Source organism: Novosphingobium sp. Sphag1I, from assembly GCF_056279125.1.
Window position 1 is genome coordinate 32,350 of record NZ_JBWBQS010000012.1, and the last position, 17,142, is coordinate 49,491.

Annotated in this window: 9 protein-coding genes; 3 read left to right on the forward strand and 6 right to left on the reverse strand. The window is 61.9% G+C overall.

All coding sequences use genetic code 11. The features are described from left to right. Nucleotides 1–87 precede the first annotated feature (87 nt). Together gyrB and ACZ9HU_RS14765 are read left to right on the forward strand one after the other, a co-directional pair. Nucleotides 88–2,628, forward strand: coding sequence for a DNA topoisomerase (ATP-hydrolyzing) subunit B (gene gyrB / locus ACZ9HU_RS14760; RefSeq protein ID WP_476105987.1), 2,541 nt, complete (start codon nucleotides 88–90; stop codon nucleotides 2,626–2,628). Nucleotides 2,629–2,671: 43 nt separating this feature from the next. Beyond that, nucleotides 2,672–2,941 (forward strand): hypothetical protein, encoded by a 270-nt coding sequence (locus ACZ9HU_RS14765; protein WP_476106133.1) that lies wholly within the window; start codon nucleotides 2,672–2,674, stop codon nucleotides 2,939–2,941. Nucleotides 2,942–3,210: 269 nt separating this feature from the next. Here the strand turns inward: ACZ9HU_RS14765 and ACZ9HU_RS14770 are convergent, their stop codons facing one another. The 3 genes from ACZ9HU_RS14770 to lgt form a co-directional block, all read right to left on the reverse strand. Beyond that, nucleotides 3,211–3,903 carry a hypothetical protein gene (locus ACZ9HU_RS14770; RefSeq protein WP_476105988.1) on the reverse strand — a complete coding sequence of 231 codons (693 nt, stop codon included), beginning with the start codon at nucleotides 3,901–3,903 and terminating at the stop codon, nucleotides 3,211–3,213. 106 nt (nucleotides 3,904–4,009) lie between these two features. Beyond that, complete coding sequence (locus tag ACZ9HU_RS14775; RefSeq protein WP_476105989.1) at nucleotides 4,010–5,068, reverse strand: class I SAM-dependent methyltransferase; 1,059 nt, start codon at nucleotides 5,066–5,068, stop codon at nucleotides 4,010–4,012. Further along, nucleotides 5,061–5,993: a prolipoprotein diacylglyceryl transferase gene (gene lgt / locus ACZ9HU_RS14780; RefSeq protein ID WP_476105990.1), complete on the reverse strand. Its 933-nt coding sequence runs from the start codon at nucleotides 5,991–5,993 to the stop codon at nucleotides 5,061–5,063. The genes ACZ9HU_RS14775 and lgt overlap by 8 nt, the downstream gene beginning before the upstream one ends. Nucleotides 5,994–6,188: 195 nt before the next feature. On the opposite strand from lgt, the gene ACZ9HU_RS14785 reads away from it, so the two are divergent. Next, complete coding sequence (locus ACZ9HU_RS14785) at nucleotides 6,189–8,945, forward strand: [protein-PII] uridylyltransferase (protein WP_476105991.1); 2,757 nt, start codon at nucleotides 6,189–6,191, stop codon at nucleotides 8,943–8,945. Nucleotides 8,946–9,214: 269 nt separating this feature from the next. Here ACZ9HU_RS14785 and gltX read toward each other — a convergent pair whose 3' ends face one another. From gltX to rpoC, 3 genes are all read right to left on the reverse strand, one after another. Then, complete coding sequence (gltX, locus tag ACZ9HU_RS14790; protein ID WP_476105992.1) at nucleotides 9,215–10,543, reverse strand: glutamate--tRNA ligase; 1,329 nt, start codon at nucleotides 10,541–10,543, stop codon at nucleotides 9,215–9,217. Nucleotides 10,544–10,786: 243 nt separating this feature from the next. Continuing rightward, entirely contained in the window at nucleotides 10,787–12,448 is a 1,662-nt protein-coding gene (locus ACZ9HU_RS14795; RefSeq protein ID WP_476105993.1) for an NAD+ synthase, read from the reverse strand. A gap of 379 nt (nucleotides 12,449–12,827) precedes the next feature. After that, a complete protein-coding gene (rpoC, locus tag ACZ9HU_RS14800; RefSeq protein ID WP_476105994.1) occupies nucleotides 12,828–17,105 on the reverse strand; it encodes a DNA-directed RNA polymerase subunit beta' in 4,278 nt (1,425 codons plus the stop codon). Nucleotides 17,106–17,142 lie beyond the last annotated feature (37 nt).

The following is a 17,142-nucleotide window of genomic DNA, read 5'->3' on the forward strand; positions in this document are numbered from 1 at the left end:
TTTTGCGGCAATTCAGCAGGAAAACTCTGTGGACGGAAGGGGGCAAAGCGCCTTTCAGTCCTGCGCCAAAATGCCTATAGGCTATCTATGAGCACCGAAAATTCGAACACCAATCAACCCAACACCAACGCCTATGGCGCAGACTCGATCAAGGTCCTCAAGGGACTGGACGCGGTGCGCAAGCGCCCCGGCATGTATATTGGCGACACCGATGACGGCAGCGGCCTGCATCACATGGTGTTCGAAGTGTCGGACAATGCCATCGACGAAGCCTTGGCGGGCCATTGCGATCTGGTGCTGATCGAGATCAACCCGGATGGGTCGGTGTCGGTTGAGGACAACGGGCGTGGCATCCCCACCGGCCTCCACCCCGAAGAAGGCGTCTCGGCGGCCGAGGTCATCATGACCCAGCTCCACGCGGGCGGCAAATTTGAAAACACCAGCGACGACAACGCCTATAAGGTTTCGGGCGGTCTGCACGGCGTGGGCGTGTCGGTGGTCAACGCGCTGTCGGAATGGCTCGAACTGACCATCTGGCGCGAGGGCAAGGAACATTGGATGCGGTTCCGCAATGGCGACGCGGAAAACCCGCTGATCGTCAAGGGCGAGGCGCCGATCTATGAATCAGGCACCCGCAAGGGCCAGAAGAAGAACGGCACGCGCGTAACGTTCCTGGCCAGCGACGAGACGTTCAAGAATGTCACTGTCTATGACTTTGACAAGCTGGAGCATCGCTACCGCGAACTGGCCTTCCTGAATTCGGGCGTGCGCATCCTGCTGCGCGATCTGCGCGGAGAGGAAGTCAAGGAACACGACCTCTATTACGAAGGCGGCATCGCGGCCTTCGTGCGCTATCTCGACCGCAACAAGATGGCGCTGATCCCCGAACCTATCGCCATCACGGCGGACAAGGACGGGATCGGCATCGATGTGGCGTTGCAGTGGAACGATTCGTACTACGAAAACGTCCTGTGCTTCACCAACAACATCCCCCAGCGCGATGGCGGCACGCACCTCGCCGCCTTCCGCGCCGCGCTGACGCGCACGCTCAACAATTATGCCGAGCGTTCGGGCATGTTGAAGAAGGAAAAGGTTTCACTCTCGGGCGAGGATATGCGCGAGGGCCTGACCGCAATTGTGTCGGTCAAGCTGCCCGATCCCAAGTTCTCCTCGCAGACCAAGGACAAGCTCGTATCTTCCGAAGTGCGCCAGCCTTTGGAAAGCCTGATGGCCGACAAGATGACGCAGTGGCTGGAGGAAAACCCTGCCAACGCCAAATCGATCATCCAGAAGGTCATCGACGCCGCCGCCGCGCGTGAGGCCGCCAAGCGCGCCCGCGAACTGACCCGCCGCAAGGGGGTGATGGACATCGCCAGCCTGCCGGGCAAGCTGGCCGATTGTCAGGAACGCGATCCGTCGAAGTGCGAACTCTTCCTGGTCGAAGGTGACTCGGCCGGTGGTTCGGCCAAGCAGGGCCGCGACCGCCATTATCAGGCGATCCTGCCCTTGAAGGGTAAGATCCTGAACGTCGAGCGCGCCCGTTTCGACCGGATCATCTCGTCCAAGGAAGTCGGCACGCTGATTCAGGCGATGGGCACCGGCATCCGCGATGAATTCAATCTGGAAAAGCTGCGCTATCACAAGATCGTCATCATGACCGACGCTGACGTCGACGGCGCGCATATCCGCACGCTGCTGCTGACCTTCTTCCACCGCCAGATGCCCGACATCATCCGTGCGGGGCATTTGTTCATCGCCCAGCCGCCTTTGTACAAGGTCGCCAAGGGGCGGTCCGAGGTTTACCTGAAAGACAATGCCGCGCTTGACCGTTATCTGGTCGAAGCGGGCCTGTCGGGCCGGATGCTGGAAACCGCCACGGGCGCGCGTTCGGGCCGCGATCTGGAGGATCTGGTCGAACACGCCCTGCGCTTCCGCAACCTGATGGCCTTTGTTCAGCGCAAGTATAACCCCGCCGTCATCGAAGCGATGGCGCTGGCCGGTTCGCTTGAACATGGCATGACGCCGGACGAGCGCAAGGCCGCCCTCGACAAGGCCGCCGCATGGCTGGGCCGCGCCGACCGCGAGGCCAAGTGGGAAGCGATCCTGACCGAGGATGGCCATGTCGAATTCCTGCGCCATTGGCGCGGCGTCACCGATTATCACAAGATCGAGGCCGCCTTCCTGATCAGCGCCGAAGCGCGCAAGCTGGCCCGTTTGGCCGCCGAACAGGCCGAGGTTTACAGCGCCCCCGCCAAGTTCAGCCGCTCGACCGCCGTGGCCGAACCCGAGCCGGTAGCCGAGGAGACCGAGGGCGATGACGCCCCCGCCGCCGCGCGCCCGGTTGATCTGGATGGCTCGATCACGCGCCCCTCGCAATTGCTCGAAGCAGTGCTGGCCACCGGGCGCAAGGGGCTCTCGATCCAGCGCTATAAAGGCCTTGGCGAAATGAACGCCGAACAGCTCTGGGAAACCACGCTGGACCCGAACAACCGCGCCCTGTTGCAGGTCAAGGTTGAGGATGCCGACGTAACGGACGAAATCTTCACCCGCCTGATGGGCGATATTGTCGAACCCCGCCGCGAATTCATTCAGGAAAACGCGCTCAACGTGGCCAACCTCGATGTCTGATGAAGAAGATAAAAAGCGCGATTACACCTCGGCCGACGCCTATATGCCCAGCGAGCCCAAGCGCGCCACCGTCGATACCATCCCGTGGGACCAAGCCGCGACGATGATCGACCTCGAAGGTCGCGTGCCCGTGATCGCCGATGTGCGCGAATGCGTGACCCATTTCACACTCTACAAACCCCATGCGCGGGAAAACGCCCGCCTGCTGCTGACCGCGCCCGTGCATCGCGCCGGGCGGATCACGCGGACATGGCTGCTTGAACCGGCAGAGCTGGAGGCTTTGGCCGAGCGGATGAAGCGGGAGACGAATTAAGGGGTTTTCCCGGGGTTTTAAGGGCCTCCGGCGGGCAAAGGGACTTGTCCCTTTGCAGTCACCATACTGTATAGGTTGCGCTGTGAATTGGACCTTGGGTGCCGGGCGCAATATCGGAAATTAAAAGCCTGCGGCGCTGATCAGCGCGAGTTCGCCGCGCCGCAGGCTTTAAAAACCACCCACGCTTCGATCAAACGCCACCCCATAACGGGATTGCAAAGGGATGGATCCCTTTGCCCGCCGGAGGCAAAAACCCTCCCGCCCCAAAATCACCCTTTGGTAAAATCAAACCTGATCCGCACCCAAGTCCCTATCTGCGGCTTGCCATCGACACGCGGCGGCCAGACAAGGAATTGCCACGAGGCCCGGCGCAACCCGCGCGCAAGGCCGGAACCCAGCGGATATTCATCCAGTTCCTGACAATTTTCGACATGGAAACGATCAACCGTTTGGCAGGCGATCGTTGCCCATGCCCCCGGCGGCGCGTTGGCCCCGGCCAGAAAGGGGCGCAGTTCCGCGTCACTTGGCTCACGATACCATGCAGCGGCGTAGAGATGGACGCCGCCCGGCCCCTCACCCGGCCCGACGGCCGCGGCGCGTTGAGCGGCGGCATTGGCAGCCGCGACCGCTTCGGTACGGCGACCGATGGCGCCAATGTCGGATGCGGCGAAATCGGCGTGGTTAAGCTTGATGTAATTGGCCGGCGGCGGGGTGGTCGGCACAGGCTCCGGCGGGGTGGGCACAGGCGTCTTGGGCGGCTGGGCCAGTTTCGCCACCTTGGGCGCGGTCACCTGTTGCTGCTGCGCCTTGGCCTGCTGTTTGCCATCGTCCAGTTGGATCGACACCAGATGCGGCACGCCGGGCAATTTGCTCGCCCCTGCCAGCCCCAGACTGAGCAGCGCCGCGATAAACAGCAGCATGATCGCCAGCGACAGCGCGATGGCCGTCGCGCGACTGCGCAACCGCGATTGCCGGGCAAAGGAAGGCTGGGCAGAAATGGTGAAACTTTCGGCAGAATCGGACGGTTGCGCGCCCGCCTGTATGCGGAGGAAAAGCTGTATCGCAGATTTACGGATTGGTCACAGGCGCAAATCCCGCACCATCGGGCCAATCGCGCCCGGCCAGCCCCAAAACCTTGAACAAAACACCCATCTGATCGGGCGCGGTCAGGCGGTGATAGGCCGCCTCGACCTCCTGCGCCTGATCCGGTGCGGCCTTGGCCAGTGACGCCGCGCGCTCGGCCATGCCCAAAGCCATCAGCCACCCCCCCTGTCCCGCCAGCCCCATCACCCGCGCACCATGGGTTTGCGCGACATGGGCCGCGGTGACAAAATCGACCAGACAGGTCAGATCCGCCTCACCCGGCGTTGCGAACGGATCGACATGCTGATGCGCGCGCAATGCCTGAAGCGTCGATCCCATCTGCCTTGGCGCATAGCCATAGTCGATGATCAGCGCCGCCCCGCCCTGCGCGGCCAGCCTTGCGCCGATTTCGCCCATGGTGGCGCTGGCCGCCGGGCATGTTTCGACGATCGCGCCCGCATCGGCCCCCTGCCATGCCTTGGGGATGGCTTTATCCATCGGCAATCCGCCCGACACCGGCACGAACCGATCCTCGTCCAGCCCGACCATCCGCTCGCGCCACCCCGTTGGCGTCTTGACCATTTGCCGCACCGGCAAGGCATCGAGAAATTCATTGGCAACCAGCAGGATCGGCGCATCCTCGGGCAGGGTCGAGAGATCCTCGTGCCAGACCGCCTGCGGAAAAGCCTGCGCCTGCGCGCGACGCAATTCGGGCGAACCTTCGATGAAATGCACATCCGGCACCAGACCGAAACGCGCCGCCACGCGCAAGGCATCGCGGGCCAGCGTGCCGCGCCCCGGCCCCGGTTCGGCATAGATCACCCGCGCGGGCGCCCCGGCCCGCCGCCACACATCGGCCAGCCACACGCCCACCATCTCGCCAAACATCTGGCTGATTTCGGGCGCGGTGATGAAATCGCCGCCCGCGCCCAACGGGTCGCGGGTCGAATAATAATGGGCATTGGCCTCGGCCATGTAAAGCGCGAGCGGGATCGGCCCCTGCATCGCGATCAGGCGGCGCAACCGGTCGGAAAGATCAGCCATCGGCGCCCGAACGCACCGGAACCCGCGCCCCCAGCATAGGCCGCACCAAAGACCGCACGATCAGGAACAGGCCCAGCAGGATCATCGGCACGGTCAGCCATTGCCCCATCGACATATGGGTCTGGGCGGCGAATTCCTCCAATTGCTGATCCGGTTCGCGATAGAATTCGACGATGAAACGCGCCATGCCATAGCCCAGCGCGAAAGTGCCCATCAACATGCCCGGCCGCCAACGCGCCCGCGTCAGCCAGAACAGCGCAAACAGCACCAGCCCCAGCGCCAGACCTTCAAGGCCCGCTTCATAAAGCTGGCTGGGGTGACGGGCAAAGCTGCCTGCGGCTTCATCGGGGAACACCATGGCCCATGGCACATCCGGCCCGGCCACGCGGCCCCACAATTCGCCATTGATGAAATTGGCGATGCGGCCAAAAAACAGCCCTACCGGCGCGCAGGGCGCGACATAATCCAGCACCCGGATAAAGGATAGCTTGGCCTGACGGCACACCAGCGCCACGGCCACGACCACCCCGATCAACCCGCCGTGGAAACTCATGCCGCCTTCCCACAGGCGCAGCAATTTCATCGGTTCGGTATAGAGCGTGTGGTCATAAAAGGTCGCATAGCCCAGACGCCCGCCCAGAATGATGCCCAGCGTGCACCAGAAAAACAGGTCATCGACATGTCGCTGCGCCAGCGGGCTGCCCGGTTGGCGGATCATGCGCGAGAGGTGCCAATAGCCAAAGATGATGCCCGCCAGATAGGCCATCGAATAATAGCGCAGGGTGAAAAACCCCAGATCGATCCCCTTTTTCAAACCCAGACTGGCCCAATAGATCGGCTCTTTCACCGCGCTGGCCCCGGCGGCCAGAACGTCGAAGATTGCCGCGCCATGGTGCAGCGAAACAGGCAGGAGATCGGTTAACATGGGGAACTGGTGTCCGTATCTGGGGCTTTATGCTGGGGCGATACAACAAGGCGATGACAGAAGTCACCTTTTTCTGTGTCAAACCTCTGGCGCGGCCATGGTCCCACGGGGTAATGTGATAAGTGTCGCTTAAGTAGAGACGTTTAGACTAAGGCCACCAGAGGCCCCTGACCTGCCTCAAGTTGAAAGCTGCCGATGAACGCCATTCGCATTCCCAACCAACGCGCGGTGATCGACCGCCGGGCTTTGACCATCGCCATTGCCGAAGCGATGGAGGCAGCAGGCGGCAAGGCCAACCTTGCCCGGCAAGCGATCGTCGAATTGCTGCGCAAGGCGCTGGCCGATGGGCGCGAAGAGATCAACCGGCGCCTGCTGGAACGGCCCGGCGCGGGCCATGATTGCGCCGAGGGGCAGGCTTTCCTGATCGATCAGTTGTTGCGTGTGATCCACGATCATGTGGTCGAACACGTCTATCCCGCGGTCAACCGCAGCACGGGCGAGCGGCTGACCATCATGGCGGTGGGCGGGTATGGGCGGGGCGAAATGGCGCCCCATTCGGACGTTGACGTCGCCTTTATCACCCCGTCCAAACAAACCCATTGGTGCGAGCAGGTGATCGAGGCCATGCTCTATTTCCTGTGGGATCTGGCGCTTAAGGTCGGCCATTCCAGCCGCAGTCTGGACGATACGGTCCGCATGGCCAAATCGGACATCACGATCTGCACCGCGCTGCTCGAAGGGCGCTATGTCTGGGGCGATCAGGCTTTGTTCGACGAATCGCGCCGCCGGTTCTTTGCCGAGGTCGTGGCGGGCAGCGAGCGCAATTTCGTCACCGAAAAACTGGCCGAGCGTAACGAGCGGCACAAGAGGCTGGGCGACAGCCGCTATGTGGTCGAACCCAATGTGAAAGAGGGCAAGGGCGGATTGCGCGATCTGCACACGCTCTATTGGATCGGCAAATATCTGCACAAGGTGCGCAGCCCGGCCGAACTGGTCGATGTGGGCCTGTTGACGCAGGACGAATATCGCGCCTTCCGCCGCGCCGAGAGCTTTTTCTGGGCGGTGCGTTGCCACCTGCACACTATTACCAACCGCGCCGAAGACCGGCTGACCTTTGACCTGCAACGGCAGGTGGCCCAGCGCATGGCCTTTGCCGACCGGCCGGGCAAAAGCGCGGTCGAACGTTTCATGCAATATTTCTTCCTTCAGGCCAAACAAGTGGGCAGCCTGACGGGCGTGTTCCTGGCGCAATTGGAGGAGCAGACCGAGAAGAAGAAGCGCAAGGGCCTGCTGGCCTCATTCCGGGGGCGGACGCGCACGATCAAGGGGTACAAGGTTTCCCATGGCCGTATTGCCGCGCCCTCGGACGACTGGTTCGAGGCCGATCCGGTACGATTGCTGGAAATCTTCACGATTGCGGACGCGGAAAGTTTCGAGATCCACCCCGAAACCATGCGCCAGATCGCCCGCGATTCCAAACTGATCGACGCGGATGTGCGCAAGAACCCGCGCGCCAATGAATTGTTCATGGAATTGCTGACCAGCCGCCATGACCCGGAAACGGTGCTGCGATGGTTGAATGAGGCCGGGGTCTTTGGCCGTTTCATCCCCGATTTCGGCCGCGTGAATGCCCAGATGCAGTTCGACATGTATCACCACTATACGGTGGACGAACATACGATCCGCGCCATCGGCCTGCTGGCCAAGATTGAAAAGGGCGAACTGGCTGAAGACCACCCTTTGGCCACCGCCATCATCGGCAAGGTCCACTATCGACGCGCCCTTTATGCCAGCGTGCTGATGCATGACATCGCCAAGGGGCGCGGGGGCGACCATTCGGTGCTGGGCGCAGAAATCGCACTGCGCCTTTGCCCGCGTCTGGGCATGACCAGCGAGGAGACCGAACTGGTCAGCTGGCTGGTGCGTCAACATCTGTTGATGAGCGCGACGGCGATGAAGCGCGATCTGGCCGATTGGAAGACGATCACCGATTTCGTGGCGGTGGTGCAATCGCTCGAACGGTTGCGGCAACTGACGCTGCTGACCATTGTGGACATTCGGGCGGTGGGTCCGGGCGTGTGGAACGGGTGGAAACGACAACTCCTGACCGAACTCTTCGCCAGCGCCGAGGAACGCCTGCGCCTTGGCCATGTCGAGCGCCACCGTGCCGAACGCATCGCGGCCAAGCAGAAGATCGTTACCGAACGCATGGGCGAGCAAGGCTCGCTGGTCGCGCGCTATGGCAAATTGTTCACCGACGCCTATTGGATCGCCGAACCAGAGGATGTGATCGAGCGCAACCTCATCCAACTGCACGAGGCCAAGGGCGCGCCTTTGTCCATCACCACCAGCTATGACGCCTCTCGCGGGGCGACGCTGGTGATGGTCATCGCGTCCGACCACCCCGGCCTGTTCTATCGCATCGCGGGGGGCATCCACCTTGCGGGCGGCAATATCATCGACGCGCGCATCCACACCACACGCAGCGGCACCGCCGTTGACAACTTCCTGGTCCAAGACCCGCTGGGCCGCCCATTCTCGGAACAATCCCAATTGGAACGCCTGCAAAAGGCCATCGGCGACGCGCTGGCTAACCGGGTCAAGCTGCTGCCCCAGCTGGTCGCGCGGCCCCTGCCCCGCCCGCGTCAGGAAGCGTTTGAAGTGCGCCCCCGCGTCGAATTCGACAATGACGCGTCTAACCGCTTTACCGTGGTTGAAATTTCCGCCCGCGACCGGCCTGCTTTGCTCAACCGACTGGCGCGCGCCCTGTTCGAATCGCGCCTGATCGTCCATTCCGCCCATGTCGCCACCTATGGCGAGCGCGCCGTCGACACATTCTATGTCACCGACCTGTTCGGCGGCAAAGTCGATGGCGGCGGGCGCCAGAAGTCGGTCGAAAAGCGGTTGCTGGAGGCGGCAAGCGAAGAGGTGGCGGAGGTGGCGACGGCTTGAATGGGAGCGTTCGGGGGGAAGTGATGCCTCCGGCGGGTTAAGGGCGGGGGGCCCTTAACAATCCCGATATTGTCTATGTTGCGTTGGAAACGGCGGCCTAAGCGGAGCCTTTCAGCGTTGAAATCATAAAGCCTGCGGCGCTTTTGGCGTAACTTCGCCGCGCCGCAGGCTTTCATCCCATTCAACAAACGCCCCGCTGGCAGACCATGCGCCACCCCATAACGGGATTGCAAAGGGACCAGTCCCTTTGCCCGCCGGAGGCCAAACCCTTACCGCTTCAACCGCGCCACAACCTCATCCCGGCCGATCAAAGGCAAGAGCGCGCCCATATCCGGCCCATGCTCCATGCCGGTGATGGCCAGACGCAGCGGCAGGAACAGGGCCTTGCCCTTGCGCCCGGTGGCTTCCTTGAGCGCGCCGGTCAGCGCGGCCCAAGGCCCGTTGCCCCAATCGAGCGTGGTGGCGACGTCGGCGGCTTGGGCCAGAAACGCGCGGGACTCATCATCCTGCGCCGGGGCGTTGATCGGCCCCTTGATGACGGCCCACCAATCGCCCGCCTCGGCCACGGTGTTCAGGTTGGGGCGGATCGCTTCCCATGCTTCCTCGCCCATCCCGGCGGGCAGACGGTCGGCAACCTTGGCATAGGGCATGCGGTGGATGATCTGGGCGTTGAGCCGGGCCAGTTCGGCCTCGTCAAAACGGGCGGGCGCGCGGCCAAAGCGGGAAAGGTCGAAAGCCTCGCACAATTGTTCGACCGAGAGCGAAGCATCGACCGGATCACTGGTGCCAAGGCGGGCCAGCAGGCTGATGATCGCCTCGGCCTCGATCCCCTGTTCGCGCAATTCCGCCACGCCCAGCGAGCCGAGGCGCTTGGAAAGCTTGCCCTCGGTCCCGGTCAACAGCGCGCTATGCGCAAAGGCAGGGACCGGCGCGCCAAGGGCGGTGAACATCTGCACCTGCGTCGCGGTGTTCGACACATGGTCTTCGCCGCGCAGGATCTGGGTCACGCCCATGTCGATATCGTCAATGACGCTGGGCAGCATATAGAGCCACGAACCATCGGCGCGGCGGATCACAGGATCGGACATGGTGGCGGGGTCGAAATTCTGCGCCCCGCGAACGCCATCCTCCCACGTGATCGCCTCGTCACGATCCAGCAGAAAACGCCAGTGCGGCGCCTCACCTGCCGCCGCCTTGGCCTCGTGATCCGCCTCGGTCAGGGCCAGCGCGCCGCGATCGTAAATCGGCGGCAGGCCACGGCTGAGCAGCACCTTGCGCTTGAGATCCAGTTCCTGCGCCGTTTCATAACAACGGTAAACCCGCCCGCTCTCAACCAGCTTGGCAAATTCACGCTCATACAGGGCAAAGCGGGCCGACTGCCGCTCCTCGCCCTCGTAATTCAGCCCCAGCCAAGCCAGATCGGCGCGGATGCCCTCAACATATTCCTCACGGCTGCGCGCTCCATCCGTATCGTCAATGCGCAACAGGAATTTACCCCCCACACGTTGCGCCAGCATCCAGTTGTGCAGCGCGGTGCGGATATTGCCAATGTGGAGCATGCCCGTAGGGCTGGGCGCGAAGCGGGTTACGGTGGTCATGCCGGGCATATAGGAGGGATGAGCGAGGGAGGAAAGAGAGAGATGCCTCCGGCGGGCAAAGGGCGGGGGCCCTTTGCAATCCCGATATTGTCGGGGTTGCGCTTTGAAGGCTGCCTTGTGCGTGGCTGCAATGTTTGAATGTTAAAGCCATCCGCGCCCCACCGCAAACTCCGCGCAACCCCATTACCGGGATTGTTAAGGGCCCCCGCCCTTACCCCGCCGGAGGCAAACAGCCCTTAAAAATCATGCCGTCCGAAACGCCTGCGTAATCGGATATCGCCGATCCCGCCCGAAATTGCGCGCGCCCAGCTTGACCCCCGGAGGCGCCTGACGACGCTTATATTCGGCCAGATGGAGCAGGCGCTCGATCCGGCTGACGGTGGCGCGGTCAAAGCCTTCGCTGACCAGTTGCTCGACGGACTTTTCATGCTCGACAAGGCCCAGGAGGACCGCGTCCAGCACGTCATAGGGCGGCAGGGAGTCCGAATCCTTCTGATCGGGGCGCAATTCGGCCGATGGCGGCTTGCTGATGATATTGTCGGGCATAACCGGGCCGTCGGGGCCAAGACCAATGCGCGGCTTGTTCCAGTTGCGCCAGTTCGACAGAGCAAAGACGGTGGTTTTATACGCGTCCTTCAACGGGTTATAGCCGCCGTTCATGTCACCATAGATCGTGGCGTAACCCACGCTCATCTCGCTCTTGTTGCCGGTGGTCACCAGCATCGGGCCGAATTTGTTCGACAGCGCCATCAGCGTGACGCCCCGGATGCGGCTCTGGATATTTTCCTCGGTCAGGTCCGGCCCGCGACCGGCAAAGGGCGGCGTGAGCATCTCTTCAAACGCCTTGACCGCCGGGACAATCGGCACCGTATCGTATTTCACGCCCAGCATATGCGCGCATTCGGTCGCGTCGATCAGGCTCTCGGTGCTGGTGTAACGGCTGGGCAACATCACGCACCACACGCGGTCGGCGCCCAACGCATCCACGGCAATCGCGGCGCAAAGCGCGCTGTCGATCCCACCCGAAAGACCCAGCACCACGCCGGGAAACTTGTTCCGGTTCACATAATCACGCAGCGCCAGAACCATCGCGCAATAGATGTCTTCGGGATGCTCGGCCTGTGGCTCAATCTCACCCCGGTCACAGCGCCAGCCCTTGGCGGTCTTGGTCCAGCGGGTCAGAACTTCCTGCTCTTCCCAATCCTTCATCTGGACCGCAAGGCTGCCATCGCCATTGACCACAAAGCTGGCCCCGTCGAACACCAATTCGTCCTGTCCGCCCACGCGGTTCAGATAGGCCAGCGGCACCCCCGCCGCCGAAGCACGACGCTTGGCCACGCCGTCAATGCGCAGCGTGTCCTTGTCGATTTCATAGGGGCTGCCGTTCGGGCACAGGAAGATCTCGGCACCGAAATCGGCCAGATGGCGGCAGACATTGGGATGCCAGATGTCTTCGCAGATCGGCACGCCAATCATCGTGCCCCGAAAGATGATCGGCTCCGGCAAAGGCCCCGGCGCGAACAGGCGCATTTCATCGAACGTGCCGTAATTGGGCAATTCATGCTTGAACCGGATCGCGGACACCTTGCCCTGATCCAGCAGCGCTACGCCATTATGCAGCGCGCCATCAGCCACAAACACGCTGCCCACCAGCATCGCCGGGCCGCCCGCCGCGGTCGTTTCGGCCATCTTTTGCAACTCTGCCGTCGCGCGCTCGACCAGACTGGGCTTCAACACCAGATCCTCTGGCGGATAGCCAACCAGTTGTAATTCCGGGAAGGCAATCAAATCCGCCCCCGCCTCTTTCGCACGATCACGCGCGGCCAGCATCCCTGCGGCATTGCCGGCAAGATCGCCAACGGACTGGTTCAACTGGGCGAGGGTGATTTTCAGCGTATCAGGCATGGGGGCAGGTTTAGGGGGGCTTTGCGCGAATGGAAAGGGTGCAAGAGGGTTTTGTTTGATGCCTCCGGCGGGTTAAGGGCGGGGGCCCTTAACAATCCCGTTACTGTCGGCCTTGCGGTGCGCAGGCCGCGTTGCGCATGATTGCATTGTTTGAATGTTAAAGCCTGCGGCGCTTTTGTTGCGGGTTCGCGGCGGCGCAGGCTTTCAAATCCATGCCAAATAACGCGCCGTGGCCGAGAACACCCAACCCCAAACCGGGATTGTTAAGGGGCCCCGCCCTTAACCCGCCGGAGGCAAAACGCCCCTACTCCACCCAACAAAAAACCCCGCCGGATCGCTCCAGCGAGGTCTTCTGTTTCAGCCCTGAAAGGCGGATCGCTTATTCAGCGCCGTCGTTCAGGTAATCACCGGCATCGGCGTCCAGACCGTGGGTTTCGCCCTCGATCGGCGCCAGCGGATCGACCAGACCAGCAGCCTCAGGCCCCTGCGCCAGTTCGGCCGCATGCTCTTCGGCCGCAGTTGCCGGAGCGATCAGATGCTCCTGCAACTTGCGGTAGGAAGCGCGCAGCGCAGCATCGCGGCTGGAGGCGGCCACGCGGATACGGTTCATGCCCGCGCCGGTACCGGCGGGGATGAGACGGCCCACGATGACGTTTTCCTTCAGACCGATCAGGCTGTCCTTCTTGCCTTCGACCGCCGCCTGCGTCAGCACGCGGGTGGTTTCCTGGAACGAAGCCGCCGAGATGAACGAACGCGTCTGGAGCGAAGCCTTGGTGATGCCCAGCAGCACCGGCTTGCCCTCTGCCGGACGCTGGCCTTCGGTCAGCTTGGCATTGGTTTCCAGCATTTCTTCCAGATCGACCTGCTCGCCCGGCAACAGCGTGGTGTCGCCACCAAACGTGATTTCAACCTTCTGCAGCATCTGGCGAACGATCACCTCGATGTGCTTGTCGTTGATCTTCACGCCCTGCAAGCGATAAACTTCCTGAATTTCCGCGACGAGATATTCGGCCAGAGCCTCGATCCCCATCACTTCCAGAATGTCATGCGGGTTGGGCGAGCCCGAGATCAGGTTGTCGCCCTTCTTGACCCAGTCGCCTTCCTGCACGTCGATCACCTTGCTCTTGGGGATCAGGTATTCGACGGGTTCGCCTTCCTGCGGCACAATGGCGATCTTACGCTTCGCCTTGTAATCGCGGACAAATTCAATGCGGCCAGCGATCTTGGCGATCACCGCATTGTCCTTGGGAATGCGCGCTTCGAACAGTTCGGCAACGCGCGGCAGACCACCGGTGATGTCGCGGGTCTTGGCGGCTTCGCGGCTTGCACGAGCGATAACGTCGCCCGATTCCACCATCTGACCGTCTTCGACCGACAGCGTCGTGCCCGGCGCCAGCATATAGCGCGCCGCTTCACCCGAACCTTCGTCCAGCAGGGTAAGGCGAGGACGCAGGTCTTCCTTCTTGCCGCGGCTGGTGGAACGGTTTTCGGTGATGATGCGCTGGGTCATACCCGTTGCTTCGTCGACCTGTTCCGTCAGCGTGCGACCGTCGATAAGATCCTGGTACTTCACGATACCCGACTTTTCGGTGATGATCGGCGTGGTGAACGGATCCCATTCGGCCAGACGTTCGCCCTGCTTCACCGTCGCACCGCTCTTGTGGAGCAGATGCGTACCATAAGGCACGCGGTGCATGGCGCGTTCGCGACCATCGGTATCGATCAACGCGATTTCACCATTACGAGCCAGCGAGAGCAGACGGCCACGCTTGTCAACGATCGTCGGAATGTCGCGATATTCGACGTGACCGTCGCACAGCGCTTCAAGGTTCGACTGTTCGTTCACCTGCGCCGCGCCACCGATGTGGAACGTACGCATGGTCAGCTGCGTGCCGGGTTCACCGATCGACTGGGCGGCGATAACGCCGACCGCTTCACCGATGTTGACCGGCGTACCGCGTGCAAGGTCGCGACCATAGCACGTGCCGCAAACGCCCTGCGTCGCTTCGCAGACCAGCGGCGAACGGATGCGCGCCGACTGGATGCCGTGCGATTCGATCAGCGCCACAGCCGGTTCGTCCAGCAAGGTGCCCTTGCCAACGATCACCGAACCGTCCTTGGCCAGAATATCCTCGGCCAAAGTACGGCCCAGAATACGTTCGCCCAACGAGGCGATGGTGCTGCCGCCCTGAACGATCGCGCGCATTTCCAGAGCGCGTTCGGTGCCGCAATCGTTGATGATGACGACGCAGTCCTGCGAAACGTCCACCAGACGACGGGTCAGGTAACCCGAGTTTGCCGTCTTCAACGCGGTATCCGCCAGGCCCTTACGAGCGCCGTGGGTCGAGTTGAAGTATTCAAGAACGGTCAGACCTTCCTTGAAGTTCGAGATGATCGGCGTTTCGATGATTTCGCCCGACGGCTTGGCCATAAGGCCGCGCATACCGGCAAGCTGCTTCATCTGGGTTGGCGAACCACGGGCGCCCGAGTGGCTCATCATATAGATCGCGTTGATCGGCTTTTGACGGCCGGTTTCCGGATCGATCGGGCTGGACTTCAGCTCTTCCATCATGGCTGCGGCCACCTGATCGCCGCAACGGCTCCAGGCGTCGATGACCTTGTTGTACTTTTCCTGCTGCGTGATCAGACCGTCCTGATACTGCTGCTCGTAATCGGCCACCAGTTCCTTGGTTTCGGCAACCAGTGCTTCCTTGCTGTCAGGAATGATCATGTCATTCTTGCCGAAGGAAATGCCGGCCTTGAACGCATGGCGGAAGCCAAGGCTCATGATGGCGTCGGCAAACAGCACCGTGTCCTTCTGGCCGGTGTGACGATAGACCTCGTCGATCACGTCGCCCACGTCCTTCTTGGTCAGAAGGCGGTTGACGACGTCGAAGGGCACCTTGTGGCTGTGCGGCAGGCATTCGCCGATCAGCATACGACCCGGCGTCGTTTCAAAACGCTTGAGGTACGTCTTGCCGTTTTCGTCGGTCTGCGGAACGCGCGCGATGACCTTCGAGTGCAGCGTGACGGCCTTGATTTCAAGCGCCTGATGCACTTCGGCCATGTCGGCAAACATCATGCCTTCGCCCGGTTCGCCCGCGCGGTCCATCGACAGGTAATAGATACCCAGAACCATGTCCTGCGAAGGAACGATGATCGGCTTGCCGTTCGCGGGGCTGAGGATGTTGTTGGTCGACATCATCAGCACGCGCGCTTCCAACTGGGCCTCAAGGCTCAGCGGCACGTGGACGGCCATCTGGTCACCGTCAAAGTCGGCGTTGAAGGCCGAGCAGACCAGCGGGTGAAGCTGGATCGCCTTACCCTCGATCAGAACGGGTTCGAACGCCTGAATGCCCAGACGGTGCAGCGTGGGCGCACGGTTGAGCATGACGGGGTGTTCGCGGATCACCTCGTCCAGGATGTCCCAGACTTCCTTGCGTTCCTTTTCCACCCACTTCTTGGCCTGCTTCAGGGTCATCGACAGACCCTTGGCATCCAGACGCGCATAGATGAACGGCTTGAACAGTTCGAGCGCCATCTTCTTGGGCAGGCCGCACTGGTGCAGCTTGAGTTCCGGCCCGGTCACGATGACCGAACGGCCCGAATAGTCAACGCGCTTGCCCAGCAGGTTCTGACGGAAGCGGCCCTGCTTGCCCTTGAGCATGTCGGACAGCGACTTGAGCGGACGCTTGTTGGCACCGGTAATGACGCGGCCACGGCGACCGTTGTCGAACAGGGCGTCAACGGCTTCCTGCAACATGCGCTTTTCGTTGCGCACGATGATGTCGGGCGCGCGCAGTTCAATGAGGCGCTTCAGACGGTTGTTACGGTTGATGACGCGACGATAAAGGTCGTTCAGGTCCGAGGTCGCAAAGCGGCCACCGTCCAGCGGCACCAGCGGGCGCAGATCTGGCGGGATCACGGGCACAACGTCGAGGATCATCCATTCGGGGCGGTTGCCCGAATCGATGAAAGATTCCACGACCTTCAGGCGCTTGATGATCTTCTTGGGCTTCAGTTCCGACTTCGTCTCGGCCAGTTCCTTGAGAAGGTCTTCCTTCTCCTGAACCATGTCCAGGCTCATCAGCATGTGCTTGACCGCTTCGGCGCCGATGCCGGCGCTGAACGCGTCCTCGCCATACTCGTCCTGATAGTCGAGCAGCTCGTCTTCGGTCAGCAACTGGTACTTTTCAAGCGGGGTCAGGCCCGGCTCGATCACCACATAGGATTCAAAGTACAGGATGCGCTCCAGCTGCTTCAACTGCATGTCGAGCAGCAGGCCGATGCGCGAAGGCAGCGACTTGAGGAACCAGATGTGCGCGACGGGCGCGGCCAGTTCGATATGGCCCATGCGCTCGCGGCGCACCTTGGTCACGGTCACTTCGACGCCGCACTTTTCGCAGACGACGCCCTTGTACTTCATGCGCTTATACTTACCGCAAAGGCACTCATAGTCCTTCACGGGGCCGAAGATGCGCGCGCAGAACAGGCCGTCACGTTCCGGCTTGAACGTGCGATAGTTGATCGTTTCCGGCTTCTTGATTTCGCCGAAGGACCAGCTGCGGATACGCTCGGGCGAAGCCAGACCGATCTGGATCTGGTCGAAGGTTTCGGTCTTCGCCATCTGGTTGGTAAATTTGGTCAGGTCGTTCATATGTCGTCCCTCTAAGGGGTCAAATCTCTGGGGCGAA